Source organism: Oerskovia rustica (genome assembly GCF_014836555.1).
Taxonomy (GTDB): Bacteria; Actinomycetota; Actinomycetes; order Actinomycetales; family Cellulomonadaceae; genus Oerskovia; species Oerskovia rustica.
Window position 1 is genome coordinate 19,789 of sequence record NZ_JACSQQ010000031.1, and the last position, 25,825, is coordinate 45,613.

The window sequence follows — 25,825 nt, forward strand, 5'->3', positions numbered from 1 at the left end:
GCGCTGGACGGGTGCTGCTCCCATCCTCGCCGATCGCGGGCGTTGTACGCTGAGCCGCCCGGCCTCTTCCGACCGGGTGTGCTCGTCATCGGTGAAGAAGCAGCCGGGACTTGTCGGCAGCGCGCTGCCATGAACGGCCCGCACCTTGCGGGAGGGGAGCTGCACATGACCCAGAGCACGGACGAAGAACTTCTCAGCCCGGCCGAGACGATCGACCTCGAGAACTGCGCGCGCGAGCCCATCCACATCCCCGGACGCATCCAGCCCCGCGGGGCGCTGCTCGTGGTGCGGGAGTCCGACGGCCACGTGGTGCAGTGCTCGACCACCGTGCGCGAGGTCCTGGGACGAGACACCGAGGACGTGCTCGGCGCCCACCTGTCCGAGGTCCTGGGCGCCGACGACGGCACGAGGCTCCTCACGCACGTCGCCCAGCACCCCGACCTCGCGCCGCACAACCCCGTCGAGATCCGCACGGGGACGGCCCACGAGGCCGCGACCGACGCGATCCTGCACCGCCCGCCGCTGCCGGCCGACGCCGAGCCCGTCGTCGTGATCGAGCTCGAGCCCGCCGTCGTACGCCCCCTCAGCTTCCCCAACACGTACCAGGCCGTGCGCGCGGCGCTCGCGGACCTCGACCGGGCCGGGACGCTGCCCGCGCTGTTCGGGACCGCGGCGCAGCACGTCCGGCACCTGACGGGCTTCGACCGCGTGATGATCTACCGCTTCGACGCCGACCACAACGGCGAGGTCGTCGCCGAGGCCAAGCGCGAGGACCTCAACTCGTTCTACGGGCTGCACTACCCCGCGACCGACATCCCGCGCCAGGCCCGCGCGCTGTACGAGAAGAACTGGATCCGGCTGATCGACGACGTGGGCTACGTGCCGTGCGACGTCGTCCCGACCGACCTCCCGACCACGGGGCAGCCGCTCGACCTCACCTACTCGACGCTGCGCAGCGTCTCCCCGATCCACCTCGAGTACCTCGCGAACATGGGCGTGGGCGCGTCGATGTCGATCTCGCTGCTGCGCGACGGGAAGCTCTGGGGCCTCATCGCGTGCCACCACTACTCCGGGCCGCACCACCCGCCCTACGCGGTGCGCGCGGCCGCGGAGTTCCTGGGCGCCGCGCTGTCGGTGCTGCTCGTCGCGCAGAGCGAGGAGGACCGCCTGGCCGCGTCGCGCGCGTCGGCGCGCCTGCTCGCGGGCCTCGTGGCGGACAGCCGCGACGAGGACACGTCGCTCGTGGAGGCGCTCACGGCAGACGGTCGGCTGCTCGACCTCGTGGGCGCCGACGGGGCCGTGGTTCTCGCCGAGGGGCGCTCGGCCTCGCTCGGGCACGTGCCCGACGACGCAGGGGTCGCCCTGCTCGCCGGGTGGTTCGCGGAACGGCTCGCCGCCGCGGACGACGAGGTCGTCGCGATCGACTCGCTGCGCGTGGCCGCCCCGGACCTCGCGGAGCGCCTGCCCGACGTCGCGGGGGTGCTGGGCGCGCACCTCAACGACGGTCAGGTCGTGCTCTGGCTGCGCGACGAGGTGCTGCGCAGCGTCGACTGGGGCGGCGACCCGCACAACAAGGCCATCGCACGCAGCGAGGGCGACACGGTCCGGCTCAGCCCTCGCAAGTCGTTCGAGCGCTGGCGCGAGGTCGTGAGCGGCCACAGCGAGCCCTGGGCCGAGGACGCCGTCGAGACGGCCGGAGCCCTGCGCAGCCACCTCGTCGAGGCGCTCTACCTGGCCGGGCGCCGGGACGTGCGTGCGGCCGAGGCCCTGCAACGGAGCCTCCTCCCCGCATCGCTGCCGGACACACCGGGCTGGACCGTCACCGCGCGGTACGAGCCGGCGGGCGGAGGTTTCGTCGGCGGCGACTGGTACGACGCGCTGCGCCTGCCCTCGGGCGCGCTCGGGCTCGTCGTCGGGGACGTCACGGGCCACGGGCTCCAGGCAGCCGCCTCGATGGGTCAGCTCCGCAACACGTTGCGCGCCGCGCTCGTGCAGGCCGGGACCGCGCGCGGGGCCGTCGAGCAGGTCGCCGAGACCGTGCGATGGACCATGCCGGGGCAGATCGCGACGCTCGTCGTCGCGGTCGTCGACCTCGACGAGGGCTCGGTCGAGTACGTGACGGCCGGGCACCCACCGCCCTTCTTCCTCGTGCCGGGCGAGGGGGTCGTGTGGGGTCGGCTGCTGGGCGGTCCGCCGCTCGGGCTGGGAGCGCTGCGGTTCGAGGCCGGGACCACGTCGATCGCGCCCGGCGGTGCCCTCGTGCTCTACAGCGACGGGCTCTTCGAGCGCCGGGACGAGTCGCTCAAGGTGGGCCTTCGCCGGCTCGCCGGGACCTTCGCCGAGCACGTGGGCGACGTCGACGCCGTGCTGCGCGCGACCCGGGACCCCGCGTCGGAGGACGACGCGACGCTGCTGGTGCTGCGCCGTCGGGCGCAGGACGAGGCAGAGGACGAGTCCGGGGACGACTGAGGGCCGACCTGCGCCTCGCGCAGACCGGCCCTCAGCGGGAGCGAGCGGTCAGGGGACCGCCGCGACAGGCGTGGGAGCCCCCACCGCCTCGCGTGGTACGCCGAGGCGGGCCCAGACGTGCTTGCCGTCCGCGACGAACCAGCCCACGTCCAGGGCGATCCGCTGCGCGAGCACGAGCCCGAAGCCGCCGTCGCCCGGCAGGCGAGGCGCCGCGACCACGGGGGCGCGGCTCGTGTCCTGGTCGATCACGTCGACGATGTACTCCTCGCCGTCGGTCAGGAGCTGGACCGTCGTCGGCGGGCGCCCGTGGCGCAGCGCGTTGGTCGCGAGCTCGCTCGCGACGAGCACGATCTTCTCGGGGACCTCGGCGAGGGCGCCGTCGGGGGCGAGCGGTCGCCCCGTCAGCTCGAGGTGGAGCGAGGTACGCAGCGTCGAGAGCTCGTCGATCGAGTCGAGCTGCCAGACGCGGACCACGTGGAAGTTCTCGGGCGGACGGGACGAGGCGATCGAGGTGTCCAAGAGGTTCCTCCGATGGGTCCGGTGGGTTGTGCGGTGGGACAGGTGCGACGACGCGGCCGGGGATGGTGGCCGGGGCGCCGGGAAAGGTCAGTCGACGAGCGTGAACTGGGTCAGGACGCCGCTGATCTCGAGCAGGTCCTTGATGCGCTCAGGGACACCGACCAGGACCGGGGCCTCGCCACCGGCCAGGAGGGACAGGTACAGCAGCCGCAGCCCGCCCGAGTCCATGAACGTGACGTCGGACAGGTCGATCGTCACGGGGCCGTCGGCGCGCTCGAGCGAGCGGACGAGGTCACCCTCGGAACGGTCCTGGACCGCGGCGTCGACCTCGCCCCACATCGTCCATCGAGGTCCGGAGTCGTCGATGCGGACTCCCCCTTGCGTCGTGTGCTCCGGCACTGCTCGCCTCTCGATCGTGACCTGCGGGACGTCGTCCCCGGTCTCTCGACGACCGGGACCGTGCCAGGTTACGGAACTTCCGTCGCGGTTTCCTTCCAGGACTCGCTCCGTCACCGGACCTGCACAGTTCACCCGGTGCTCCTCGGGCCCCACGAGGCCCGGAACGACGGGCATGATGGCCTCATGAAGGTCTCGCGCAGGTCGCACGTCCCCCCGTTCGCCGTCATGGAGGTCCTCGCCGCGGCGAACGCGCGCCGCGACGCGGGCGAGTCGGTCCTCAACCTGTGCGCCGGGGAACCCGCGACGGGGGCGTCCGACGTCGTGCGGCGCCGGGCGATCGAGCTGCTCGAGGCGGGCGACCTCGGCTACACCGAGGCCCTGGGCGTGCCCGCGCTGCGTCAGGCGATCGCCGAGCACTACGGGCGTACCTACGGCGTGCACGTCGACCCGTCGCGCGTCGCGGTGACCACGGGGTCGTCGGGCGGCTTCATGCTCGCGTTCCTCGCCGCGTTCGACGCCGGCGACCGCGTCGCCCTGGCCCGCCCCGGGTACCCCGCGTACCGGAACATCCTCGCGGCCCTGGGGTGCGAGGTCGTCGAGCTCGACTGCGGCCCCGAGACCCGCTACCAGCCCACCGTCTCCCAGCTCATGGAGGCGTACTACGAGGGCGGCCTCGACGGCCTCGTCGTCGCCAGCCCGGCGAACCCGACCGGGACGATGATCCCGCCGGCCGACCTGGCCGAGCTCGCGGCCTGGTGCGCCGACCACGAGGTGCGCCTCGTCAGCGACGAGATCTACCACGGCATCGTCTACGCCGACCCTGCGTCGGAGGCGGGCGAGACGGCGACCGCGGCCCGGTACCTCGACGGCGGTGCGGTCGTCGTGAACTCGTTCTCCAAGTACTGGGCCATGACCGGGTGGCGGCTCGGGTGGCTCGTGCTGCCCGAGGACCTCGTGGCCCCGGTCGACGCGCTCGCGGGCAACATCGCGCTGAGCCCGCCCGCGCTCGCGCAGCACGCGGGCGTCGCTGCCCTGTCCCCCGAGGGGTATGCGGCCGCGCTGGCGAACGTCGCCCGGTACGCGGACTCGCGTGCGCTCGTGCTCGACCGGCTCGACGACCTGGGCTGGGACCCGGTGGCCCCGGCGGACGGCGCGTTCTACGTCTACGCGAACGTCGCGGAGTCGGGGCTGGACTCGGTCACGTGGTGCGAGCGGCTCCTGGCCGACACGGGGGTCGCGCTCACCCCGGGGACGGACTTCGACGGCGTGCGCGGCCACGAGTGGGTCCGGTTGTCGTTCGCCGCCGCACCGGAGGTCGTGGCCGAGGCGGTGGACCGGATCGTCGCGTGGCGGGCGGCGGGCTACCGGCGGGTGTGAGGAGCGGTCAGGCCGCCAGGTCGACGGCGCGTGCGTGGGCGGCGGGCACCTCGAGAGGGACGACGACGGCCTCGGTCGCGCGGCGGCGTCGGGCCTTGACGAGCACCACGATGGCCTGACCGCCGATGACGATCCAGACCACGTTCGCGACGGCCGAGGGCCACACGCCGTTGACCGCGGCGACCAGGCACATGAGGCCCGCGCCCACGAAGTTCGTGAGCTGGAAACGCAACGAGTCCCCCGACCAGCGACCACGTGTGACCATCGCGTACGCCGTGACGGCCGCGATCGCGCCGATCCATCCGAGCGGGGTCACGACCAGGTCGACGAGGGCGGGGGAAGCGGACATGGCGGTCTCCGGGCAGGGGTCAAGAAGGGATCGGGGAGGGGGGTCCTGGTGGGAGCTGCGACGCTGCAGCGACCAGGTGGATTGTGGGCGCCAGCCCCTTTTGAGGAGGACCAGCCGGCGCCACGTCACAAGTGTGACCCCGAAAATCATTCAGCACAATTGAAGAACTCTGACGTGGCCGTTTAGCATCTCTACATGGCCACGGACCCACGAAGACTTGGTTTCCTGCTTGCCGTGCACCGGGCCGGAGGTGTCCTGGCGGCAGCCGACCTGCTGCACGTGACGCCCTCTGCCGTGTCTCAGCAAATAGCGCGTCTGGAGGCCGAGGAGAAGGTCCAGGTCCTCGACCGGGGGCCCCGTGGCGTGACCCTGACGCCCGCAGGCCGCATCCTCGCCGAGGCCGCCGAACGCATCGAGTCCGAGATGGTCGAGGCCCGCAAGGCCATCGTCGCGATGAGCGAGGAGATGACGGGGACGGTGTCGGTCGGGTCGTTCCAGACGGCGATCCGCGCGGTCGTCGGACCCACGTTCGCGTCGCTCGAGTCGCGCTACCCCGGCGTCGAGCTCGACGTCCAGGAGCTCGAGCCCGCGGAGGCCCTGCGGCTCCTGCGCAGCGGCGACCTGGACGTCGTCCTCCTGGAGCGCGACGAGGACGCGGACTCCCCCGCGCCGCGCGGCATGCGCGAGGTCCCTCTGCTCGACGAGCCGTGGCGCGTCGTCGTACCCGCGACGTTCCCGACGCCCGCGCGCCTCGACGACGTGCGCGACGCCGTCTGGCTCGGCCCCGAGCCCAGCACGGCGGCCGCCCGCGCCCTGCGCCGCCTCTCGCGCACGCTCGGCACGACGCTCCGCACGCGTCACTCGTACTACGACTTCGACGTGGCCCTCGCGCTCGTCGCGGCCGGTCAGGGCGTCGCGATGCTCCCCGCGCTCGCCGTCCAGGGCGAGATGCCCGACGGCGTCACGGTCGTCCCGCTCCCGGGTCTCGGATCGCGACGTCTCGTCGCACGGCACCGGGCCACCCGGCACGAACCCCGACCCGTCGTGAACGCGGTCATCGACGAGATGGTCGCGGCGGCCGCGGCGATCGAGCTGGGCTGAACAGGCTGGGACCGAAGACCGCTCAGCGCCTCCCGACCGACAGGCTCCCGTCGTCGAGCACCGACAGCTCGTCCAGGACCCGGTGGAGGGTGCCCACCGACCGGTCCCAGCGCATCGACCGAGGGTCCGCAGGCAGGTCGGCGCCCCGGGCGGGTGCGGCCGGCGCGGCCGGCGAGGCCAGGTGCCGAGGGACGTAGGCGGTCGTGCGGGGCTGCTGGTCCTGCGACGTCATGTCCATGCTGGGTGAAGCCCCCTCGGGCGCTCGTGGTGGTCCCCGACGCGGACGTGCGACGAGGTGAGCACCTCATCCTGCCCGCGCCGCGCGCGGCTCGACGGAGGCGCGCCCTCGGACGTGGGCGGGACCCTGGTGAGAGTCGTGGAGATCGTGTGGCCGCTACTCACGGACGAAGACCTGGTAGCGCTCCGGGTCCTTCTGAGCCGCGACGGTCGCGGCGACCCGTTCCTCGGCCGCTTCCCTGGTCGGCAGCACGTCGCAGTCGAACGCGTCGTACAACGTGATCGAGGTGTGCGCCCAGCCGAGGAAAGGTTCGGTCCCCGCGGGGCAGCTCCCGACGAGCGGGTACACGAAGACGATCTGCTTGCCGGTCTGGAGACCGACCTTCCGTGCGATCCCCTGCGCGGTGTCGACGATCAGGCTGCGGTTCGTCGTGATCTGCCCCGGGACACCCGGGTCCTGCACGGTCCCGTCCACCTGCCCCTGCACCCAGGCCCGGACGCGCTCGGGCAGGGGTTCGTCGCTCGTGACGACGACCCGCGTCTTGTCGGGCAGGACGAAGGCGTGCGTGCCGGGCGGAAGCCTGTCGACGTCCTCCACGGCGATCGTCTCTCCCGTGGTGACGGCCAGCTCCTCGGGCGGTGGGGACGCAGCCGTGGCGTCCGCCACGGACGACCCGTCGGCCGGGCCCGCCGTGTTCCCGAGGTCGTCCCGGACGCAACCCTCGAGCATCGCGAGCAGCGCGAACATCACGAGCGTGGCCGCTATCAGCAAGAACCCCGTGCGACGATTCTCGAGGTTCGTCACCGAGCGCACCTCCGTCGATCTCGGGCGTGCTCGCCAGGAGCACACGTCGGTTTTCCACCTCCTATGCGGCGAGAGCGTCCTTGGCCTGCGTCCCGTGCTGCCGGGGGGGCTCGCGGTCCGGCGAGGGCCTGTGCTCGCCCGCGGGTGCGCCCCCGACCGTCCCGGCGCGCGCCGTCCCGAGTGCGCTCGTACGGTGTGGGGGTGCGCGTACCCCAGACGCCCCGGGCAACCCCGGCCCTGCCGACAGCGTCCCCCCGACGTCTCGGGGCCGTCCTCGCCCTCGCTCTCGCCGTGCTCCTCGGCGTCGGCGTCGCGGGCTCCGCGACCGCGGCGACCACGGCCGGCTGGGCTGCCTGGGACCCGCTCGCCGGGACGGGCGGCAGCTTCACGACCATGATGCGGCTGCCTGCAGGAGGCTTCCCGGCTGCGACCATGACGTCGGACTCGCGGGCCGGCCAGGTGGGCGTCCAGTCGGGGGCCAGCTCGTGGCTGAGCACGGCGACACCGGTCGGGGCGAAGTACGGGTCGAGCCAGGGGCAGCCCTACCTGAACCTGCGCCCCCGGGCCGACGCACCCACGTCCCCGTCGACCACGACCTACACGTTCGAGCGCCCCACCCCGGCCGGCGGGTGGACCTTCGTGCTGGGCGACATCGACGCCGATCAGGTGACGGTCGTCGCCCGGGGAGAGGGCGGCCGCCTCCTGACGGGGGTCGAGCTGGGCTACCAGGGCGGGTTCAACTACTGCGCCGTCACGCCGAGACCGGCCTGCACGGGCACGGACGTCCCGACGTGGGACCCCGCGACGGGCGTGCTGCGGGGGAACGCGACGGCGACGGACACGTCGGGGGCCACGGGCTGGTTCGAGCCCACGGTGCCCGTCACGAGCCTGACGCTCCTGTTCCAGCAGCGCTCCGGCTTCCCGGTCTTCCAGACGTGGTTCGCGTCGCTCGCCCGGGACGTGACCGGGACGGTCGCGCTCCAGGACGTGGGTCCGATCAGCGGTGCGACGCTCACCCTCGTCTCCGCGGACGGCGTCCGGCTCGCGACCACGACCTCGGGAGCCGACGGCACGTACTCGTTCACCGGCTACACCGCGGCGGACGGGTACACGGTCGAGGTCACCCCGCCGCCGGCCCCGCCGGGGCAGGCCGGGTACGTCGTCGTCGGCCCGGGGTCCCTGCCCGCGGACCTCGCCGCGACCGACGCGACCGGGGTCGACTTCACGGTCCGGCCGATCCTTCCCGTCCCGGTCGGAGGCACGGTCCTCACGGAGGACGGGACGCCCGTCCCCGGCGCCACGATCACGATCACGGGGCCGGGCGGGCCCGTCACGGCGGTGACCGACTCGAACGGGGCCTACCTCGTGGACCAGGTCGCGGTCGGGCAGCACACCGTGACCGTGACACCGCCGCCCGGGTACACGGTGGACGAGCCCAGCCAGTCGTTCGAGGTGCTCCCCGGGGACGAGACGCTGCGCACCGTGAGCTTCGTGGCGTCACCCCTGCCGTCGGTGTCCGGGACGGTCACGGCGGGCGGACAGGGGGTCGCGGGGGCCGTGGTGTCCTTCACGGGCCCCGGGGGCGCGACGGGCAGCACCCTCACGGCTGGGGACGGTACGTACCGCTTCGACCTGCTCCCCGCCGGTCGGTACACGATCACGGTCGCTCCCCCGCCCGGGTTCACGGTGGACGGGCCGGGATCGCGCGTGGTCGTGCTGGGAGCGGAGGACGTGGCCGGGGTCGACCTCGCGCTCACGCGACCGGGCGCGATCGGGGGCACGGTCACCACCGACGACGGCGCACCGGTACCGGGGGCGAACGTGCTGGTCAGCGGCCCCGGCGGTGACGTCCCTGTCACGACCGGAGCGGACGGGACCTACTTCGTCGACGGGCTCGGCCCGGGCGACTACACGATCGTGTTCGCGGTCCCGGACGGTTTCACGAGCGCGGGACCGACCGAGCGCGCCGTGACCCTCACGAGCGCGGGCGAGTCACGCCTCGACCAGGACTTCGCGGTCGAGGCGGCCGCGCCCGTCGACCCCGTCGACCCCGTCGACCCGACGACGCCGGGCACCCCGGGCACGTCGCCAGGCTCCTCCCCCGGCGCACCGGCACCCGAGGCCGGCACACCCGGCTCGGCGACCCCGGGACGTCTCGCGAGCTCGGGCGCCGACCCGAGCGCCCTGCTCGCGGTCGCCGCGGTCCTGACCGCCGCGGGACTCGCCCTGGCCGGCGGACGCGCGCTGCGCCGTCGGGCCTGACGACGCTCCCCCGGCCGGCTCCCGGGCGAGACCCCGTGCCTGCGGAGGGGACCTTCCGGACGTAGCCTGCTCGGATGGACGTAGCGGTGCTCGGAGCGACCGGCGACGTCGGGCGGCAGGTCGTCACGCAGCTCGTCGAGCGGCGCGTCCTGCCCACGACCTCCCGGCTGCAGCTCGTCGGCCGGCCCGGCGGTGCGTCGGGGCGCGCGGTCCACGGGCTGCGCGCGGACCTCGTCGACGCCTACGACGAGCACGCCCCGCTCATCGACGTGGCCCACTCCCCCGCCGACGTCGTCGCCGACGTGGTCGTCGTCGCGGCCGGGGCGACGACGCCCGCCCGCTCGGGCGCCTCGCTCGACCGGACCGGTCTCGCCGTCGCCAACCGCGAGGTCTTCGCCGAGTACGCCGACGCGATCGCGCGCCACGGCTCGGGGCACGAGGTCGTGATCGTGGTGTCCAACCCCGTCGAGGTCGGCGTCGCCGTGATGGCCCGGGCGCTGGGCGCGCGGCGCGTCGTCGGGATGGGGGCCTGGCTCGACACGCTGCGCTTCCGGCGCGAGATCGCCGTCGAGCTGGGCGTCCGACGGCACCGCGTGGGCGGCTTCGTCGGGGGCCAGCACGGCGAGGACGCCGTGCCGCTCTGGTCGACCGTGCGCCTCAGCGGGCACGACCTCGCCGAGCGCGACCGGGCCGTGCGGCTCCTGCGCCGGGGACGCACGCTCGACGCGTTCCCGGACGAGATCGCCGCCGCCAAGGCCGAGCTCGTCGCGGTCGCGGCCACCGACGTCGGCGCCGCGTACCGCCTGATCGACACCTGGCCCGCCGACCTGCGCGTCGTCGCGCGCCCCTGGATGACGCACCAGAGCGGCGCCAAGACCGCGACCGCCACGGCGTCCGCGACGGTCGACCTCGTCGAGGTCGTGCTCGACGGCCGGGAGATCGTCGTCGCCGGGCAGGTCGCCCTCGACGGCGAGGTGGCGCTCGCGGGCGAGCCGCAGCGCGGGGTCCTGGGCGTCCCGCTCGTGCTGGGTCCCGAGGGGTGGACGCGCGTCCTCCTGGACTCCCTGCCCGACGACGAGACGCACCGTCTGCGCGGAGCGGCGGCGGCCGTGGGGTCGGCCCTGCGGACGGCGGGAGTGGTGGGCGGGCCGGGCGGATCGGCCGCAGGGGCCGCGGGAGCCGCGGGGCCCGAGAGGACCGACGGCCCCGAGGCGGCCGAGCCCTCCTGGTTCGCCCAGGTCGAAGGGGTGCACCGTGCGGGCACCCTGACCGGCCTCACGGGCGTCTTCTCGACGCGCGGCGTGAGCTTCGAGCACCTCGCGACCGAGGAGGTCGAGGGCGACGGCGACGCGGGCACGATCCACGTGACCTTCCGGGCCAGCGAACGCCGTGCCCGGGCGCTCGAGCGTGCGGTAGGACGTCTCGCGACGGTGCGCTCCGTCGTCGTGCACGGCGCTCCGCGCGAGACGGCCGCGCCGCCGCGCGACCGTGGGCGCTAGGCTGGGCCCACAACCACATACTGCTGCTCGAACCACTGCGGGAGAGCCCGGCCACCTCAGGGTGAGGTCGGCGCCGAAGGAGCAACTCCTCCCCGAGAATCTCTCAGGCCGACGTACCGCGGTGGCGAGGCAACTCTGGAAAGCGGTGGCTCCGCGTCCGCCCTCGGGCGGAGGGGTCCCCTACCGACGGTGCAAGCCGGCGCGCCCCGGGTCCGCGAGGACCATGGCGGACCGGCAAAACTCTCAGGTCGACGCTGCGCGTCCGATGACAGAGCGGGGAGGAACGGGCCGGCCCCTGGGCCTGCCGTCGTCTTCCTCGCCGACCCCCCGGAGACCTCCGTGACACAGCAGTCCAGCGACGCGTTCGACCGCGCGCACTTCCCGTTCCGCCACCTCGGGCCCCGCCCTGTGAGCGACGACGCGGCCGCCGCACCCTCGGGCGAGGTCGCGACGATGCTCGCCGAGCTCGGGTACGACTCGCTCGACGCGCTGATCGACGCCGCGGTCCCCGACTCGATCCGGACCGACCGCCCGCTCGACCTGCCCGCAGCCCGCACCGAGTCCGAGGTCCTCGCGGACCTGCGCGCCATCGCGGCCAAGAACGTCGTGAAGACCCAGATGATCGGTCTCGGCTACTACGGGACCATCACTCCCCCGGTCATCCGACGCAACGTGCTCGAGTCCCCCGCCTGGTACACGGCGTACACGCCCTACCAGCCCGAGATCTCGCAGGGGCGCCTCGAGGCGCTGCTCAACTTCCAGACCGTGGTCCTCGACCTGACCGGGCTCGAGGTCGCCAACGCGTCGCTGCTCGACGAGGCCACGGCGGTCGCCGAGGCGGTCGCGCTCATGTGGCGCGCGGCCAAGGGCGGGGCGGGCGTCGTCGTCCTGGACTCCGAGCTGTTCCCCCAGACGATCGCGGTGACCCGGGCGCGGGCCGAGTCGGTGGGCCTGCCGGTGGTCGTGGTCGACCTGTCCGAGGGCGTGACGGCGGGCCTCGTCGCCGCCGGGGTGGCGGACCAGAGGCTCATCGGCGTGGTGCTGCAGCAGAGCGGCGCCTCGGGCGTGGTCCGGGACCTGCGCCCCCTCGTCGCCGAGACCAAGGAGCAGGGCGGTCTGGTGACGATCGCGGCCGACCTCCTGGCCCTCACGCTCCTCGTCTCCCCCGGCGAGCTCGGCGCGGACGTCGCGGTGGGCTCGGCCCAGCGCTTCGGGGTCCCGCTGTTCTACGGCGGCCCGCACGCCGCGTTCATGGCGGTCCGCAAGGGCCTGGAGCGCTCTCTCCCGGGCCGCCTGGTCGGGGTGTCGGTCGACGCCGACGGCGACCAGGCCTACCGCCTGGCCCTGCAGACCCGTGAGCAGCACATCCGTCGCGAGAAGGCGACGAGCAACATCTGCACGGCCCAGGCGCTGCTCGCGATCGTCGCGTCGATGTACGCGGTCTACCACGGGCCCGCGGGCCTCAAGGAGATCGCGGAGCGCGTGCACTCGCGGGCGGTGGCGCTCGCGAACGGTCTGCGGGCCGCGGGCGTCGAGGTCCGGCACGACGTCTTCTTCGACACCGTGGCGGCCGTGGTGCCGGGCCGCGCGGCGGCGCTGGTCGGGGCCGCCGCGGAGGCCGGGATCAACGTGTACAACCCGGATTCTGATCATGTACAGATCGCGTGCGACGAGACCACGACGCCCGACGACGTGCTCGCCCTCGTCGAGGTCTTCGCGGCCGGCCAGGACCTCGGGTTCGTCGGCGGCGGCAGCGTGCTGCCCGCCGACCTGCTGCGCGCGACCGGGTACCTGACCCACCCGGTGTTCCACCGGCACCGCTCCGAGACCGCGATGCTGCGCTACCTGCGCTCGCTCTCCGACAAGGACCTGGCGCTCGACCGCACCATGATCCCGCTGGGCTCGTGCACCATGAAGCTCAACGCGACCGCCGAGATGGAGGCCATCTCCTGGCCCGGGTTCGCGGACCTGCACCCGTTCGTGCCCGTCGACCAGGCGTTGGGCTACGCCGAGCTGATCGACGGTCTGCAGAGCCAGCTCACCGAGATCACGGGCTACGCGGGCGTCTCGGTGCAGCCCAACGCAGGCTCGCAGGGCGAGTTCGCGGGCCTGCTCGCGATCCGCGACTACCACCGCTCCCGCGGCGAGGAAGGGCGCGACGTGTGCCTCATCCCCGCGTCTGCCCACGGCACCAACGCGGCCTCGGCGGCACTCGCGGGCATGCGCGTCGTGGTCGTGGCGACGTCCGAGAAGGGTGAGGTCCAGCTCGACGACCTGCGGGCCAAGCTCGACCAGCACGGTCCCCAGGTCGCGGCGATCATGATCACCTACCCCTCGACGCACGGCGTCTACGAGGAGCACGTGCGCGAGGTGTGCGATCTTGTACATGCATCTGGTGGTCAGGTGTACATCGACGGTGCGAACCTCAACGCGCTCGTCGGGCTCGCCCGTCCGGGTGAGTTCGGGGGGGACGTCTCGCACCTGAACCTGCACAAGACGTTCTGCATCCCGCACGGCGGCGGTGGCCCCGGCGTCGGCCCCGTCGCGGTCGCCGAGCACCTGGTGCCGTTCCTCCCCGGCAACCCGCTCACGGGGGAGGGGGCGGCGCCCGTCTCGGCCGCGCCCTTCGGCTCGGCCGGCATCCTGCCGATCTCCTACGCGTACGTCGCCCTCATGGGCCCCGACGGCCTGGAGGCCGCGACCAAGACCGCCGTGCTCGCCGCGAACTACCTGGCCAGCCGCCTGACCGAGCACTTCCCCGTGCTCTACACGGGCGAGGCGGGCCTGGTCGCGCACGAGTGCATCCTCGACCTGCGCCCGATCACCGCGCAGACCGGTGTCACGGCCGAGGACGTGGCCAAGCGCCTCATGGACTACGGGTTCCACGCGCCCACGCTGTCCTTCCCGGTCGCGGGCACGCTCATGGTCGAGCCGACCGAGAGCGAGGACCTCGCCGAGCTCGACCGCTTCGTCGCGGCGATGGTCGCGATCAAGGCCGAGATCGACGAGGTCGCGGCCGGCACCTGGGGCATCGAGGAGTCGCCGCTGCGCGGGGCACCGCACACGGCCGCCGCGGTCGTCTCGGACGCCTGGGACAGGCCGTACTCGCGCGAGGTCGCGGCCTACCCCCTCGCTGCTCTGCGGTCGGGCAAGTACTGGCCGCCCGTGCGGCGCATCGACGGGGCGCGCGGCGACCGCAACCTCGTGTGCTCCTGCCCCCCGATCGAGTCGTACTCCTGAGGTCGTCAGGACCAGCATGACCTCGAGGCCACGCTGGTTCCGACACCTCGACCCACCCCAGGACTGTCAGGGCGTGCGTGACGTAGAGGTCACCCTCGTCCTGACACCGCAGAGAGGATCACCATGACGGAGTCCGTGCAGGACACCACCCCGGCCGCTGACCGCCTCAGCCCGCTCCACGACGAGCACGTCGCCCTGGGCGCCTCGCTCACGAGCTTCGGCGGGTGGCAGATGCCGCTGCGCTACACGAGCGACCTGGCCGAGCACCGTGCGGTGCGCGAGGCAGCGGGTCTGTTCGACCTCTCCCACATGGGCGAGATCGAGGTCAGCGGGCCGCAGGCGGCCGCCGCCCTGGACCGCGCCCTCGTCGGCAACCTCACCGCGGTGGCCGTGGGACGTGCCCGCTACACCATGATGTGCGCCGAGGACGGCTCGGTCCTCGACGACCTGGTCGTCTACCGCCTGGGCGAGGAGCGGTTCCTGGTCGTCGCCAACGCCGGGAACGCGCCGCTCGTGACCGACGAGCTCGTCCGCCGGTGCGAGGGCTTCGACGCGACCGTCACGGACCAGGCCGTGGACACCGCGCTCGTCGCGGTCCAGGGACCGCGCGCCGAGGAGATCGTCGGCTCGCTCGTCACACCGGACGATGTACAAGTAGTCAAGGACCTGAAGTACTACGCATCGGTCGAGCTACGGGTCGCCGGGATCGCCGCCCTGGTCGCGCGCACCGGGTACACCGGGGAGGACGGGTTCGAGCTGTTCGTCCCCGCCGCGCAGGCCCGCGAGCTGTGGCAGAAGGTGCTGGCTGCGGGGGAGCCCATCGGCCTCGTCCCTGCTGGCCTCTCGGCCCGCGACTCGCTGCGGCTCGAGGCCGGCATGCCGCTCTACGGCCACGAGCTCGACACGACCACGACGCCCTACGAGGCGGGCCTGGGTCGCGTCGTGAAGCTCGACAAGGTCGACGCCGAGGGCGCACCGCTCGACTTCGTGGGGCGATCGGCCCTCGCGTCGCGCAAGGGGGCTCAGCCCGCGCGCGTGCTCGTCGGCCTCCGTGGCCTGGGCAAGCGACCTGCTCGCGCGGGCTACGCCGTCGTGATCCCGGGCAAGGAACCCGACGTGCAGATCGGCTTCGTCACCTCGGGGGCTCCCTCGCCGACCCTCGGGTACCCGATCGCCATGGCCTACGTGACGCCCGAGTTCAGCGCCGAGGGCACCGAGCTCGCGGTCGACGTCCGAGGCCGTGAGGAGCCGGTGGTGATCGTGCCCATGCCGTTCTACCGTCGTCCTCAGACGTCCTGACCCGGGCCCCGGCCCGACCTCCCGACCCCCCGATCCTCCACCAGCAGACCAGGAGCACCTCATGGCAGACTTCCCCGCCGACCTGCAGTACACCGCCGAGCACGAGTGGCTCGACGCCTCGACGCCCGCCGTCGTCGGCATCACGAGCACGGCCGCCGAGGCCCTCGGTGACATCGTCTACCTCGAGCTGCCCGAGGTCGGCGCGACCGTCACGGCGGGCGCCGTGATCGGCGAGGTCGAGTCGACCAAGTCGGTCTCCGAGCTCTACTCGCCCGTCACCGGGACCGTGGCCGAGGTCAACCAGGCCGCGATCGACGACCCGTCGCTCGTCAACGCCGAGCCCTTCGCCGGGGGATGGCTCATCAAGGTCGACGTGACCGAGACGGGGCCCGTGCTCACGGCCGACGAGTACAGCGCGCTCGTGGGCGGCTGACCCTCCGCTTCCTCCCGAGGTCCCCCCGAGGGCCGCTCCGCGACGCTGTCGCAGGGCGGCCCTCGGGCGTCTCCGGTTGTCACTCAGCATGCTGTCGCGCCAGACTGTGAGGCGGATCACATTTCTTGTCGCAACGAACGGCGGGTGATCCGTGACACATCGGAGAAATCGTCCGTTGTCGCCAGAGCCGCGGTTTTCGGCATCTGACCTGCGTGGATACTGTGCATCACGCCGCGGGGGACCCCGTCGTGAAAGACCGCTGAGATTGAGGGTGAAGAACCGCGTCATGAATCGCAGGTTCGCCCATCTCTCCCAGTAGCAGCACCTCACCGGATCGACCCATGACGCGATGGGAAGACCGGTCAGCACATGGAGGAAGCATGAGCATCATCGAACTGGCCCGGACAGAGTCGCCGGCCGTCCAGCTCGCAGCACCACTCACCCGCCGTGAGCAGGTCGTGCTGTCGAACCTTTCCGAGGACATCACCTTGGAGCAGATCGCCACCAAGCTGTTCGTCACCCGCAACACCGTGAAGTCGCAGGTGCGCAGCCTCTACCGCAAGCTCGGTGTCTCGACGCGCGCCGAGGCCGTCCAGTGGGCCAAGGACGCGGGCATCCGCTGACGTCGGCTCTCGGGGGAGGCCCCGCCCGTTCCGCGGGCGGGAGTGCGGGGTCGGCCAGGTCTCGTGGTGGTCGGCGTGAAACACTGCGCACATGATCTCCCGCCGTCTCGTGGTGGCCGCCGCCGTCGTCGACGACCTCACGAACCCTCGCCTGCTGCTCGCCGCCCGCCGTTCTCGGCCGGTCGAGCTCGCCGGGCGCTGGGAGTTCCCAGGGGGCAAGGTCGATCCGGGCGAGACGCCCCTCGACGGGCTGCACCGCGAGCTCCACGAGGAGCTGGGGGTGCAGGTCGAGCTCGGTGACGAGCTCGTGGGGCCCGACCAAGGCGGCTGGAACATCACGGACCGGCATGTCATGCGGCTGTGGCTCGCCCGCATCGTCACGGGGGAGCCCGAGCCGCTCGTCGAGCACGACGCGCTCTCCTGGCTGCCGACCGGCGAGTGGGGGAGCGTCGACTGGCTGGACGGCGACGTCCGGATCGTCGACGCGCTCAGCGACTGGGTGGCTCGGGAAGCCGTCTGACCCAGGTCTCGACCTGCCGCCTGCTGCGCAGGCGCACGAGGGTGGGCGGTGCGTCCTGGCGTGCGACCGTGGCCGGGAGGTCGCGCAACGAGTGCCTCGTCGACCACGCCCACCTGACGACGTGCCCAGGGTCCGAGAAGACCGTCCGCAACGGCGGCTCGACGTTCCCGTTCCACAGCACCTCGTGCCGCCACGCGCGCCGTACCGTGCGTGTCACGACCTGACGCATCGTCGTCGCCAGGGGCAGGTCGAGCCACACGACGAGGTCGGCCTCGTCCAGGAGGAGCTGTCGCGCCGCGCGATACTGCCACTCGACGACGAAGCCCTCCTGCCCGACGACGTCGCGCACGTCGTCGAGGAACGTCGCCCGAGGAGTCCATCCCGGGCCGTGGAAGAGCGCGTCGATCTCGGTGTGCGGCAGGCCGAGCCGTGCGGCGACCCGCCGCGCGAGGGTCGTCTTCCCCGACCCCGAGACCCCGGCCACGAGGACGCGGCGAGGACTGTGCCCGAGGTGCGCGACGACGTCGTCCAGGGGGCCGAGAGCGGTGAGCACCCGGGGACCCTACCCGACGGGCCCCACGGCCATCGCCTCGTGCGGGGAGGTTTCGCCGCGCGGTCACGTCCTGGCGCTGGTATCACGGAGGGACGCAGAACGCGGCGCGCGGTGGAGCAGGACCGGGCGCCGCACCCACCTCCGACCGCCCGACCGGGCCTCGTGCACGCACGGCGTCCTCACGCAGAGAGGTGACCCGCATGAGCGACCTCACCGGACTGGGCCCCCCGGCACGACCCACGAGCGTCACCGTCGCGGTCGTGCTGACGTGGATCGCAGCCGTGACCGACGTCGTCAGCAGCGTTGCGCTGTTCCTGCTCGCGGGCGACACCGCAGTGACCGGGGCGCTCGCCGCGACCCGCGCCGAGATCCAGTTCTTCGCGCTCCTGAGCCTCGTGGTCGGGGTCCTCGTCGTGCTCGTCGCGCTCGGCCTCCAGACCCGGGAGAGGTGGGCGCTCATGGCGATCACGGTCGTCATGCTGGTCCGTGTCGGCGTCGGCGTCTACTCGCTGCTGCGCTTCGGTCCGCACCACCTGACGGGGGCCGTGCTGACGATCGTCGTCGCGCTCCTGGTGCTCGCGCTGCTCTGGAACCGGGCGTCCCGGCGGTACTTCAGGGCGTGACCGACGCCCCCGCACGGGACGACGGACGCCCCCGCCCCGTCGAGGGGAGCGGGGGCGTCGTCGAGACCGCGGTCGGGCTTGTTCGTGTGCGGGTCAGCCGTCGGCGGGCTCGCGGGTGGGGGCGCCCTGCGCCGCGGTCTCGTCGGCCGAGACCTGCTGCTCCCCGAGGTGCTTGGGGGCCCAGCCCTTGCTGACCGCGCCGATCATCTGCGGCGGCGTGTGCTTGCGGGTCCAGGCCTTGAAGACCAGGTACATGACGATCACCAGGACGTACCGGACCAAGGCCAGGAGCGACTGGACCGTGGGCTCGCCGCACCCCAGCGTCGCGCTGGTGTCGTTGAGCGAGTGGACGACCATGACGAGCACGATGCCGCCGATCGCGGCAGGCATCCCCTTGCGGCCGTAGAGGTGCCAGGCGCGCCACGCGATCGCGACCGCGATGCCCGTGAAGAGCCAGTGGAACGGCGAGACGCCGAAGATGCGGGCGACCTGGGCGGCGATCACCGATCCGGTGGTCACGGCTGGGGCCTCGCCACCGCAGAAGGCGGGACCTGAGGCCGCGGCCATCTGGTAGGCGTACAGCGTGGTCTCGGCGATCGCGAAGCCGAACCCGGACGCGAGCCCGATCGCGACACCCGCGCGCGGGTTGCGGTAGGTACCGAGCAGGAACAACGCGATCGGGACGAGGAGCTTGGCGGTCTCCTCGGTGAACCCGACGAGTGCCGTCGCGAGCGAGATCCCGCCGATCGAACCGGTGAGGTCGTTGAGGTTCAGGGCGACGAGGAACGTGGCGCCGGCCGAGGCGACCGCGACGGCCGCGACCTGGCGGAGGCCGATCACGTCGCGCAGCGAGAGCTGGCGGTCGACGAAGCCGTAGAACGCCCAGCACACGAGGGCCATGGCCAGGAAGCTCGTGACGGCCATGACGTGCACGTTCTCGGTCGCCTGGTAGGCGGCGATCCCGATCCCGAGGACGACCAGCGCGGCGGCGAGGATCCAGACCCACCGGCCCCAGAACCGGCCTCGGAAGTGGTGGCCGAGGTTCGCCCGCGCGGCACCGTCCGTGACGCGTGCCGTCCAGGCCTGGCCGTCCCAGAGGCGGCTGCGGGTGGACTTCGAGGCGGGGTCGGGGAACCAGCCTGCGGCAGGGGCGTCGGGGCGCTTCGGTGCAAGTCGCCACGCGGCGTAGAAGCCGACGATCAGCAGGACCGCGCCGAGGATGTTGAGCATCATGACTTCAGCCAATCACTAGGTTCCGTCGTCGAGCCTTCGAGCGGCACGACACGCCGACACTCGTCGTCGGCCCCCGGGGAGGAGCCGGGTCGTGGACGGTTGCCGCCGGGGGCGGGTGCTCGCGAGCTCATGACTCGACCTTCTCGCGGCGAGGCCGCTGCCGCGTCCGTCCCGCTGCCGATCTCTCGGGGTCCGTGTACCGCAGGCGCGGTACACGGACCAGGGATCCGGACCGGCTACCGGGCGCCGACGGAGGTCGCGGCTCCCCGGCGTCCGCCCGCCGGTATCGTCGAGGAGTGACGCCCACCCGCCCCGACACCGAGCCCTCCGGCTCGTCCGTCCGGGCCGGTCGGTGGGCAGGTGCGTGGGAGCGGTGGCGCGACCGTCCGGTCCTGGTGCGCGACGCCGTCGGGGCCGTCGTCGTCCTCCTTGCCTTCGCGACGCCCCTGGTCGTCGCACCCGAGACGAACCCGAGCACGGTCGCGTCGGTCGTCGCGCTCGTCGTCGCGTGCGCGGGGCTCGTGTGGCGTCGGACGAGGCCCCTGCTCTCCGCCGGTGTCGTGCTGGCGGCGACGGTCGTCTCCGCGGCGTTCGACGCCGAGTCCGCGCTCGCGCTCGGTCCCGGCCTCGTCGCGATGTACTCGGTCGCGGCCTACTCCCGGCACGCCGAGTCCGCGGTGGCGACGGCGGTCACGGTCGTCGCGTACCCGGCGGTGCTCGTCCTCGTCGACGGCATGGACCTGACGAGCACGTACGTCGTGCTCGTCGTCGCCCTGCTCCTCCTGGCCGCGACGCTCGGCCTGGCGATCGGTTCCCAGCGCGCGGTCGTGGCTGCGGCGCGGGACCGCGCTGCCCGTGCCGAGGAGTCGCGCGAGGCCGAGGCTGCCCGGCGGGTCACGCAGGAGCGGCTGCGGATCGCTCGCGAGCTGCACGACGTCGTCGCGCACCACGTCGCCGTCATCAGCGTGCAGGCGGGGGCCGCCGAGGCCCTGTTCGACAAGCGTCCGGACGCCGCGCGGGAGGCGATCGGGCACGTGCGCGACGCGGGGGAGCGGGTCCTGGCCGAGATGTCGACGCTGCTGCACCTCCTGCGCGAGCCCGATGGGGCCGACGCGCCGGGAGACGCGACCCCCGCGCCCGGGATCGGGCGGCTCCCCGCGCTGCTCGAGGAGGTGCGGGCGACGGGGCTCGAGGTCGTCGAGCGCACCTCCGGCACCCCGCGTCGTCTGCCCCCGGTCGTCGACCTCACGGTGTACCGCGTCGTCCAGGAGGCGCTGACCAACGCGCACCGGTACGGGAGCGGCCAGGCGGACCTGCGCGTGGTCCACGGCCCGATGGCGATCGAGGTCGAGGTGGTCAACCCGCTCCCGGCCCGCGACGCGCAGGACGGGCCCGGCACCCGCGGCAGCGGGCTGGGGCTGGTCGGTCTCCGCGAGCGCGTGGCGGCGGCGGGCGGCACGGCCGAGGTCGGCTCGCGCGACCGCACCTGGTTCGTCCGGGTCTCCCTCCCCGTGCCCGACGACGGGGTGCCTTGCGCCGGCTCGACACGGGCCGTCCGCCCCCGAGGCGTCGACCCCAGGACTGGCCCCGTCGACCCCGCCGCCCAGGAGGCACCGTGACCGTCCGCGTCCTCGTCGTCGACGACCAGGAGCTGATCCGCGCGGGCTTCGCCGCGCTGCTCGACGTGAGCGACGGGATCGAGGTCGTCGGCGAGGCGGCCGACGGTGCGCAGGCCGTCGCCCTCGCCAGCGAGCTGCGGCCCGACGTCGTCGTCATGGACCTCCGGATGCCCGGCACCGACGGGATCTCCGCGACCGCGCAGATCGTGGACGACCCGGCGCTCGCAGACGTGCACGTGCTCGTGCTGACGACGTTCGAGGACGACGAGCACGTGATGGGCGCCTTGCGTGCCGGTGCTGCCGGCTTCCTCGGCAAAGGGGTCCGGCCCCAGGTGCTCGTCGACGCGGTGCGGACCGTCGCGGCGGGGGAGTCGCTGCTCTCGCCGAGCGCGATGCGGAGCCTGGTCGCCCGGGCGGTGTCGACCGAGCCGCGGCCGAACGTCGACGGCGACGCGTTCCGCTCCCTGACCGACCGTGAGCGCGAGGTGGTCCTGCTGGTGGCCCAGGGGCTGAGCAACGACGACATCTCCGCGCGTCTGCACGTCACGTCGCTCACGGCCAAGACACACGTGAACCGGGCCATGGCCAAGCTCGGGGCGCGGGACCGGGCGCAGCTCGTGGTCCTCGCCTACCGGTCGGGGCTGGCCACGAGCGAGGGCTGAGGAGCGTCGGGGCGGCGTCGAACGTGCAGTTTGGGTCGTCCCCGGCCGCCACGGACGACCCGAACTGCACACTCGGCGTGGGCGTCCGCCGGACCACCACGTGCCCCGGTCGGGGGGGACGAACGAGGCCGTCCCTCCCGCGCGCGCGTGTTCGGCATCTGTGCCCTACTAGTGAGCGGCAGGTTTCGACTTTTGATTGACAGGCGATAAAAGTCGCCCTAGATTCCTACCAGATGGTCGAGGAAGACCATCGTTCTCGCAGGTGGATCCACCCTGATCCATGACATACCGAGCATCTCGCCTTCGCGGGAGATCGCTCGTCCCGACGGGGGAGACCCCGGTGTGCTCGGCCGGTGCGACCTCCGGGTCCCACCACCACTCGACGGCGAGGGGAGGACAGCAGCAGCAGCGGCGCGGGCACGAAGACCCGGACGCCGCCCCCGTACAGACAAAAGACCGAGCCACCCGTGTTCCCGCTGTTCCAGCAGCGAGCGGTGGCTCGGCCCGGCGATGAACCCCGATGAGGAGCTGCATCACTGTGAAGTCTATTCCTGAACGAAGGACCGTGAGATCAAGGGTGGTCGCCGCCTCCCTCGCCGGCGTCCTGGCCCTGACCGGCCTCGCGGCCGCGACGGCCCCGGCGACCGCGCACGACGGCGTCGACCACGGCAGCGAGCCAGGCGCAGAGGCCGCGCTCGACTGGTCCAACTACGAGAAGATCCTGCTGACCAAGGACGTCGGCGAGCCGATCGACCTCGCGATCCTGCCCGACGGCAAGATCCTGCACACCGCACGCAACGGGGACGTCCGGCTCACGGACCCCCAGACCGGCGTCACGGCGGTCACCAACAAGGTCCCCGTCTACGCGAACTCCGAGGACGGCCTGCAGGGCATCGCCGTCGACCCGAACTTCGCCGAGAACAACTGGGTCTACCTCGTCTACGCCCCGCTCAGCGGCACCCCCGCGGGCTCGGCACCCAACACACTGCCCGCCGGCGCCGACGCGAGCTACTGGGACCAGTGGAAGGGCGTCAACCGCCTCTCCCGCTTCCAGTGGACCGGCAGCGGGCTCGACATGGCCTCCGAGCAGAAGATCCTCGACGTCGAGGTCCAGCGCGGCCAGTGCTGCCACGTCGGCGCCGACATCGACTGGGACGGCGACGGCAACCTCTACCTGTCGACCGGTGACAACACCCCCGCCAGCGCGCCCGGAGCCAACGGCTTCGCTCCCAACAACGACGCTCCCGGGATGAACCCCGGTCTGGACTCGCGTCGCGGCGCCGGCAACACCAACGACCTGCGCGGCAAGATCCTGCGCATCACGGTCCAGGAGGACGGCTCCTACACGATCCCCGAGGGCAACCTCTTCCCGGTCGGTACCGAGAAGACCCGGCCCGAGATCTTCGTGATGGGCGTCCGCAACCCGTTCCGCATCGACGTCGACCCCGAGACGAACAGCCTCTCGTGGGGCGACTACGGACCGGACGCGGCCAACGCCGACCCGAACCGCGGTCCCATGGGCTACGTCGAGTGGAACACCGTGAGCCTCGACGACCCGCACAACGCGGGCTGGCCCTACGTGCACGGGCCCAACGCGGCCTACAACGAGTGGAACTTCGCGACGAGCACGCCCGGGGCGTTCTTCGACCCGGCCGCGCTCAAGAACAACTCGCGGTGGAACACGGGTCTCGTCGACCTGCCGCCGGCCCGTGCGGCGACGCTCTACTACGGCGACCGCCCCGGCGACCAGCCGTGGGACGAGCTCGTGAACTTCGGGGCCGGCAGCGGCCAGGCGCCCATGGGCGCCCCCGTCTACCACTACGACGCCGAGAACCCCTCGACGTCCAAGCTCCCCGAGTACTGGGACAACAAGGCGTTCTTCGGCGAGTTCTCGCAGGACTACCTCGCGGCCTTCACGGTCGACTGGGACTCCTACGAGGTCACGCACATCGAGGACTTCACGCCCAACGCGGAGCTCGCAAAGAACGCGCAGCCGCTCAACGACAACATGATCGACATGGAGTTCGGGCCCGACGGCTCGCTCTACGTGCTCGACTACGGCGACGGGTTCTTCCGCGCCAACCCGGACGCCGGCCTCTACAAGGTGTCCTACGCCGAGGGGAACAAGGCCCCGCAGGCCCGGTTCACCGCGAACCCGACCTCGTCCTCCGAGGCTCCGCTCGCGGTGGCCTTCGACGCGGGCACCTCGAGCGACCCCGACGGCGACGCACTCACCTATCAGTGGGACTTCGACGGCAACGGCTCGTTCGACGCCACGGGCGTCACGGCGAACCACACCTACACGACCCTCGGCCAGTACAACGCCCGGCTGCGCGTGACCGACGCCAAGGGCAAGTTCACGCTGACGTCGAAGGTCATCTCGGTGGGCAACCAGGCGCCGACGGTCACGGTCGACTACCCCGGCGACGGCTCGTTCTTCAGCTGGGGCCAGGCCGTGCCGTTCAAGGTCTCGACGCAGGACGCCGAGGACGGGACCGCGACCGCGTGCAACCGCGTGGCGTGGACCTACGGCCTGGGCCACGACGAGCACGCCCACCCCGAGGTCTCGGGCACGGGCTGCACGGGGGCGTGGAAGACGTCTCCGGACTCGCCGCAGCACGGTGAGGGCGCGCACATCTACGGCGCCGTCGTCGTGTCCTACACCGACCACGGGCACAACGGCCTGCCTGCCGCTCCCGGCGAGGCGACCGTCCAGCTCAACCCGTTCGTCCAGCAGGCCGAGCACGCCAAGAGCAAGGGCGTCGTGGCCTACGAGGACGAGACGGCGGGTGCCGGTCAGGCGATCCGCGGCCTCGGCAACGGTGACCACCTGTCCTACAGCCCGGTGAACTTCGCCGGGATCACGGGCGTCAAGGTCGTCGCCAACGGCGGCGGTCAGCTCCAGCTCCGCTGGGGTGCGGCCGACGCGGCACCGTTCGCGACCGCGCAGATCCCCTCCGGCGCAGGCTGGAAGGAGGTCACGGTGCCGTTCACGAACGCCCCGCAGGGTTCGGGCACGCTCTTCGTGACCTCGGCCAACGAGCTGGCCGTCGACTCGTTCGACTTCCAGGGCGTGGGTGTCGGCGACGTCAAGGCGCCGACCATCACGCACTCGCTCGACCCGGCGGCGCCCACGGGCGTGGGCGGCGTCTACAACAAGGCCGTGCGCATGAACCTCGACGTCAAGGACGACGGTGCGCTCGCGAGCGTGCAGTACTCGACCAACAACGGTCAGACCTGGACGAACGTGGCCGCGGCCGGTGGTGCGTACAGCGTGAACTTCACGACCAACGGTGCGCGCACCCTCCAGTACCGTGCGACCGACACGGGCGGCAACGTCTCGACGGTCGGGTCGGTCTCCTTCACGATCGACCTCGCGGCACCGAACGAGCCCACGGTCTCGTCGGTCACCAAGGTCGCCGTGTCCTCGGCCCGCGTCTCGTACGGGGCTCCGGGCGAGGCCACGGTCACCGTCACGGGCGAGGGCGGTACGCCCACGGGCGACGTCGTCCTCACCTCGGGCGACACCGAGGTCGGTCGCGGGACCCTCGTCGAGGGCGTCGCGACGATCGCGCTCGACCCGTCGCTCGCCGTCGGGACGCACACCCTCAAGGCGAGCTACCAGGCCGACCAGGTCTTCAAGAAGTCCTCGTCGACCGTGCGCCTCACGGTGGCCGCGGCCTCCTCGACCGTCACGGGCTCGGTCTCGCCCAACCCGGTCAAGCCCTCGATCGCCGCCAAGGCGAACATCTCGGTCGAGAGCTCGACGGGTGTCGTCGCCACGGGCGACGTCACGGTGACGGTCAAGCGCAACAACGCCACGGTCGCGACCCGCACCGGGACGCTCGACGCCGAGGGCCACGTCGTCGTGACGCTCCCGAAGCTCCCCGAGGTCGGCACCTACAAGGTCGAGATCGCCTACCAGGGCTCGACCGGCGTCACCAAGAGCGCGACGTCGCTCAACCTCACCGTCCGCAACTAGGCACGTGGTTGGGCGCCGGGG

At 72.7% G+C, this 25,825-nt stretch carries 21 protein-coding genes and 1 riboswitch; of the genes, 14 read left to right on the forward strand and 7 right to left on the reverse strand.

Going from position 1 to position 25,825, the window contains the following annotated elements:
- Nucleotides 1-165 precede the first annotated feature (165 nt).
- Nucleotides 166-2,469: a SpoIIE family protein phosphatase gene (locus tag H9652_RS15605; RefSeq protein WP_191797111.1), complete on the forward strand. Its 2,304-nt coding sequence runs from the start codon at nt 166-168 to the stop codon at nt 2,467-2,469.
- Between the two features lie 48 nt (nt 2,470-2,517).
- Here the strand turns inward: H9652_RS15605 and H9652_RS15610 are convergent, their stop codons facing one another.
- A complete protein-coding gene (locus H9652_RS15610) occupies nt 2,518-2,988 on the reverse strand; it encodes an ATP-binding protein (RefSeq protein WP_210411000.1) in 471 nt (156 codons plus the stop codon).
- Between the two features lie 87 nt (nt 2,989-3,075).
- Entirely contained in the window at nt 3,076-3,387 is a 312-nt protein-coding gene (locus H9652_RS15615; RefSeq protein WP_318244202.1) for an STAS domain-containing protein, read from the reverse strand.
- A gap of 183 nt (nt 3,388-3,570) precedes the next feature.
- Between H9652_RS15615 and H9652_RS15620 the strand changes: the two genes are divergently transcribed.
- Nucleotides 3,571-4,764 carry an aminotransferase class I/II-fold pyridoxal phosphate-dependent enzyme gene (locus tag H9652_RS15620; RefSeq protein WP_191797113.1) on the forward strand — a complete coding sequence of 398 codons (1,194 nt, stop codon included), beginning with the start codon at nt 3,571-3,573 and terminating at the stop codon, nt 4,762-4,764.
- Between the two features lie 7 nt (nt 4,765-4,771).
- Here H9652_RS15620 and H9652_RS15625 read toward each other — a convergent pair whose 3' ends face one another.
- On the reverse strand, nt 4,772-5,113 hold the full coding sequence (locus H9652_RS15625; protein WP_191797115.1) for a CBU_0592 family membrane protein: 342 nt from the start codon (nt 5,111-5,113) through the stop codon (nt 4,772-4,774).
- A gap of 195 nt (nt 5,114-5,308) precedes the next feature.
- Here H9652_RS15625 and H9652_RS15630 point away from each other — a divergent pair, with 195 nt between their 5' ends.
- Nucleotides 5,309-6,214: a LysR family transcriptional regulator gene (locus tag H9652_RS15630; protein ID WP_191797117.1), complete on the forward strand. Its 906-nt coding sequence runs from the start codon at nt 5,309-5,311 to the stop codon at nt 6,212-6,214.
- Nucleotides 6,215-6,236: 22 nt separating this feature from the next.
- Here H9652_RS15630 and H9652_RS15635 read toward each other — a convergent pair whose 3' ends face one another.
- Both H9652_RS15635 and H9652_RS15640 read right to left on the reverse strand, forming a co-directional pair.
- A complete protein-coding gene (locus tag H9652_RS15635; RefSeq protein WP_191797119.1) occupies nt 6,237-6,446 on the reverse strand; it encodes a hypothetical protein in 210 nt (69 codons plus the stop codon).
- Nucleotides 6,447-6,608: 162 nt separating this feature from the next.
- Nucleotides 6,609-7,256, reverse strand: coding sequence for a hypothetical protein (locus tag H9652_RS15640; protein ID WP_191797121.1), 648 nt, complete (start codon nt 7,254-7,256; stop codon nt 6,609-6,611).
- 201 nt (nt 7,257-7,457) lie between these two features.
- Here H9652_RS15640 and H9652_RS15645 point away from each other — a divergent pair, with 201 nt between their 5' ends.
- The 7 genes from H9652_RS15645 (at nt 7,458) to H9652_RS15675 (ending at nt 17,132) form a co-directional block, all read left to right on the forward strand.
- Nucleotides 7,458-9,518, forward strand: coding sequence for an MSCRAMM family protein (locus H9652_RS15645; RefSeq protein ID WP_318244203.1), 2,061 nt, complete (start codon nt 7,458-7,460; stop codon nt 9,516-9,518).
- 74 nt (nt 9,519-9,592) lie between these two features.
- Entirely contained in the window at nt 9,593-11,017 is a 1,425-nt protein-coding gene (locus tag H9652_RS15650) for a lactate/malate family dehydrogenase (RefSeq protein ID WP_191797125.1), read from the forward strand.
- A gap of 28 nt (nt 11,018-11,045) precedes the next feature.
- Nucleotides 11,046-11,146: riboswitch (glycine riboswitch) on the forward strand.
- 210 nt (nt 11,147-11,356) lie between these two features.
- Nucleotides 11,357-14,257: an aminomethyl-transferring glycine dehydrogenase gene (gene gcvP, locus H9652_RS15655; protein WP_191797126.1), complete on the forward strand. Its 2,901-nt coding sequence runs from the start codon at nt 11,357-11,359 to the stop codon at nt 14,255-14,257.
- 123 nt (nt 14,258-14,380) lie between these two features.
- A complete protein-coding gene (gene gcvT / locus H9652_RS15660) occupies nt 14,381-15,556 on the forward strand; it encodes a glycine cleavage system aminomethyltransferase GcvT (protein WP_191797128.1) in 1,176 nt (391 codons plus the stop codon).
- Nucleotides 15,557-15,617: 61 nt separating this feature from the next.
- Nucleotides 15,618-15,989: a glycine cleavage system protein GcvH gene (gene gcvH, locus H9652_RS15665; RefSeq protein ID WP_138826959.1), complete on the forward strand. Its 372-nt coding sequence runs from the start codon at nt 15,618-15,620 to the stop codon at nt 15,987-15,989.
- A gap of 380 nt (nt 15,990-16,369) precedes the next feature.
- Nucleotides 16,370-16,612 carry a LuxR C-terminal-related transcriptional regulator gene (locus H9652_RS15670; RefSeq protein ID WP_138826958.1) on the forward strand — a complete coding sequence of 81 codons (243 nt, stop codon included), beginning with the start codon at nt 16,370-16,372 and terminating at the stop codon, nt 16,610-16,612.
- 91 nt (nt 16,613-16,703) lie between these two features.
- On the forward strand, nt 16,704-17,132 hold the full coding sequence (locus H9652_RS15675) for a (deoxy)nucleoside triphosphate pyrophosphohydrolase (protein WP_191797130.1): 429 nt from the start codon (nt 16,704-16,706) through the stop codon (nt 17,130-17,132).
- On the opposite strand, the gene H9652_RS15680 is transcribed toward H9652_RS15675, so the two are convergent.
- The gene (locus H9652_RS15680; RefSeq protein ID WP_318244204.1) at nt 17,101-17,685 is read right to left on the reverse strand and encodes a P-loop NTPase family protein; all 585 of its coding nucleotides are present in this window, start codon (nt 17,683-17,685) and stop codon (nt 17,101-17,103) included. The two genes, H9652_RS15675 and H9652_RS15680, sit on opposite strands and share 32 nt — an antisense overlap.
- 200 nt (nt 17,686-17,885) lie before the next feature.
- Here H9652_RS15680 and H9652_RS15685 point away from each other — a divergent pair, with 200 nt between their 5' ends.
- Complete coding sequence (locus H9652_RS15685; protein ID WP_191797132.1) at nt 17,886-18,308, forward strand: hypothetical protein; 423 nt, start codon at nt 17,886-17,888, stop codon at nt 18,306-18,308.
- Between the two features lie 93 nt (nt 18,309-18,401).
- On the opposite strand, the gene H9652_RS15690 is transcribed toward H9652_RS15685, so the two are convergent.
- The gene (locus H9652_RS15690; protein WP_191797134.1) at nt 18,402-19,541 is read right to left on the reverse strand and encodes a PrsW family glutamic-type intramembrane protease; all 1,140 of its coding nucleotides are present in this window, start codon (nt 19,539-19,541) and stop codon (nt 18,402-18,404) included.
- A gap of 296 nt (nt 19,542-19,837) precedes the next feature.
- On the opposite strand from H9652_RS15690, the gene H9652_RS15695 reads away from it, so the two are divergent.
- The 3 genes from H9652_RS15695 to H9652_RS15705 all read left to right on the forward strand — a co-directional run bounded on the left by H9652_RS15695 (nt 19,838) and on the right by H9652_RS15705 (nt 25,804).
- A complete protein-coding gene (locus H9652_RS15695; protein ID WP_191797136.1) occupies nt 19,838-21,160 on the forward strand; it encodes a sensor histidine kinase in 1,323 nt (440 codons plus the stop codon).
- Nucleotides 21,157-21,822 (forward strand): response regulator transcription factor, encoded by a 666-nt coding sequence (locus H9652_RS15700; protein WP_191797138.1) that lies wholly within the window; start codon nt 21,157-21,159, stop codon nt 21,820-21,822. Before H9652_RS15695 ends, H9652_RS15700 begins: the two co-directional genes overlap by 4 nt.
- Before the next feature lie 565 nt (nt 21,823-22,387).
- Nucleotides 22,388-25,804 carry a PQQ-dependent sugar dehydrogenase gene (locus H9652_RS15705; protein ID WP_318244205.1) on the forward strand — a complete coding sequence of 1,139 codons (3,417 nt, stop codon included), beginning with the start codon at nt 22,388-22,390 and terminating at the stop codon, nt 25,802-25,804.
- The last annotated feature ends 21 nt before the right edge of the window (nt 25,805-25,825 follow it).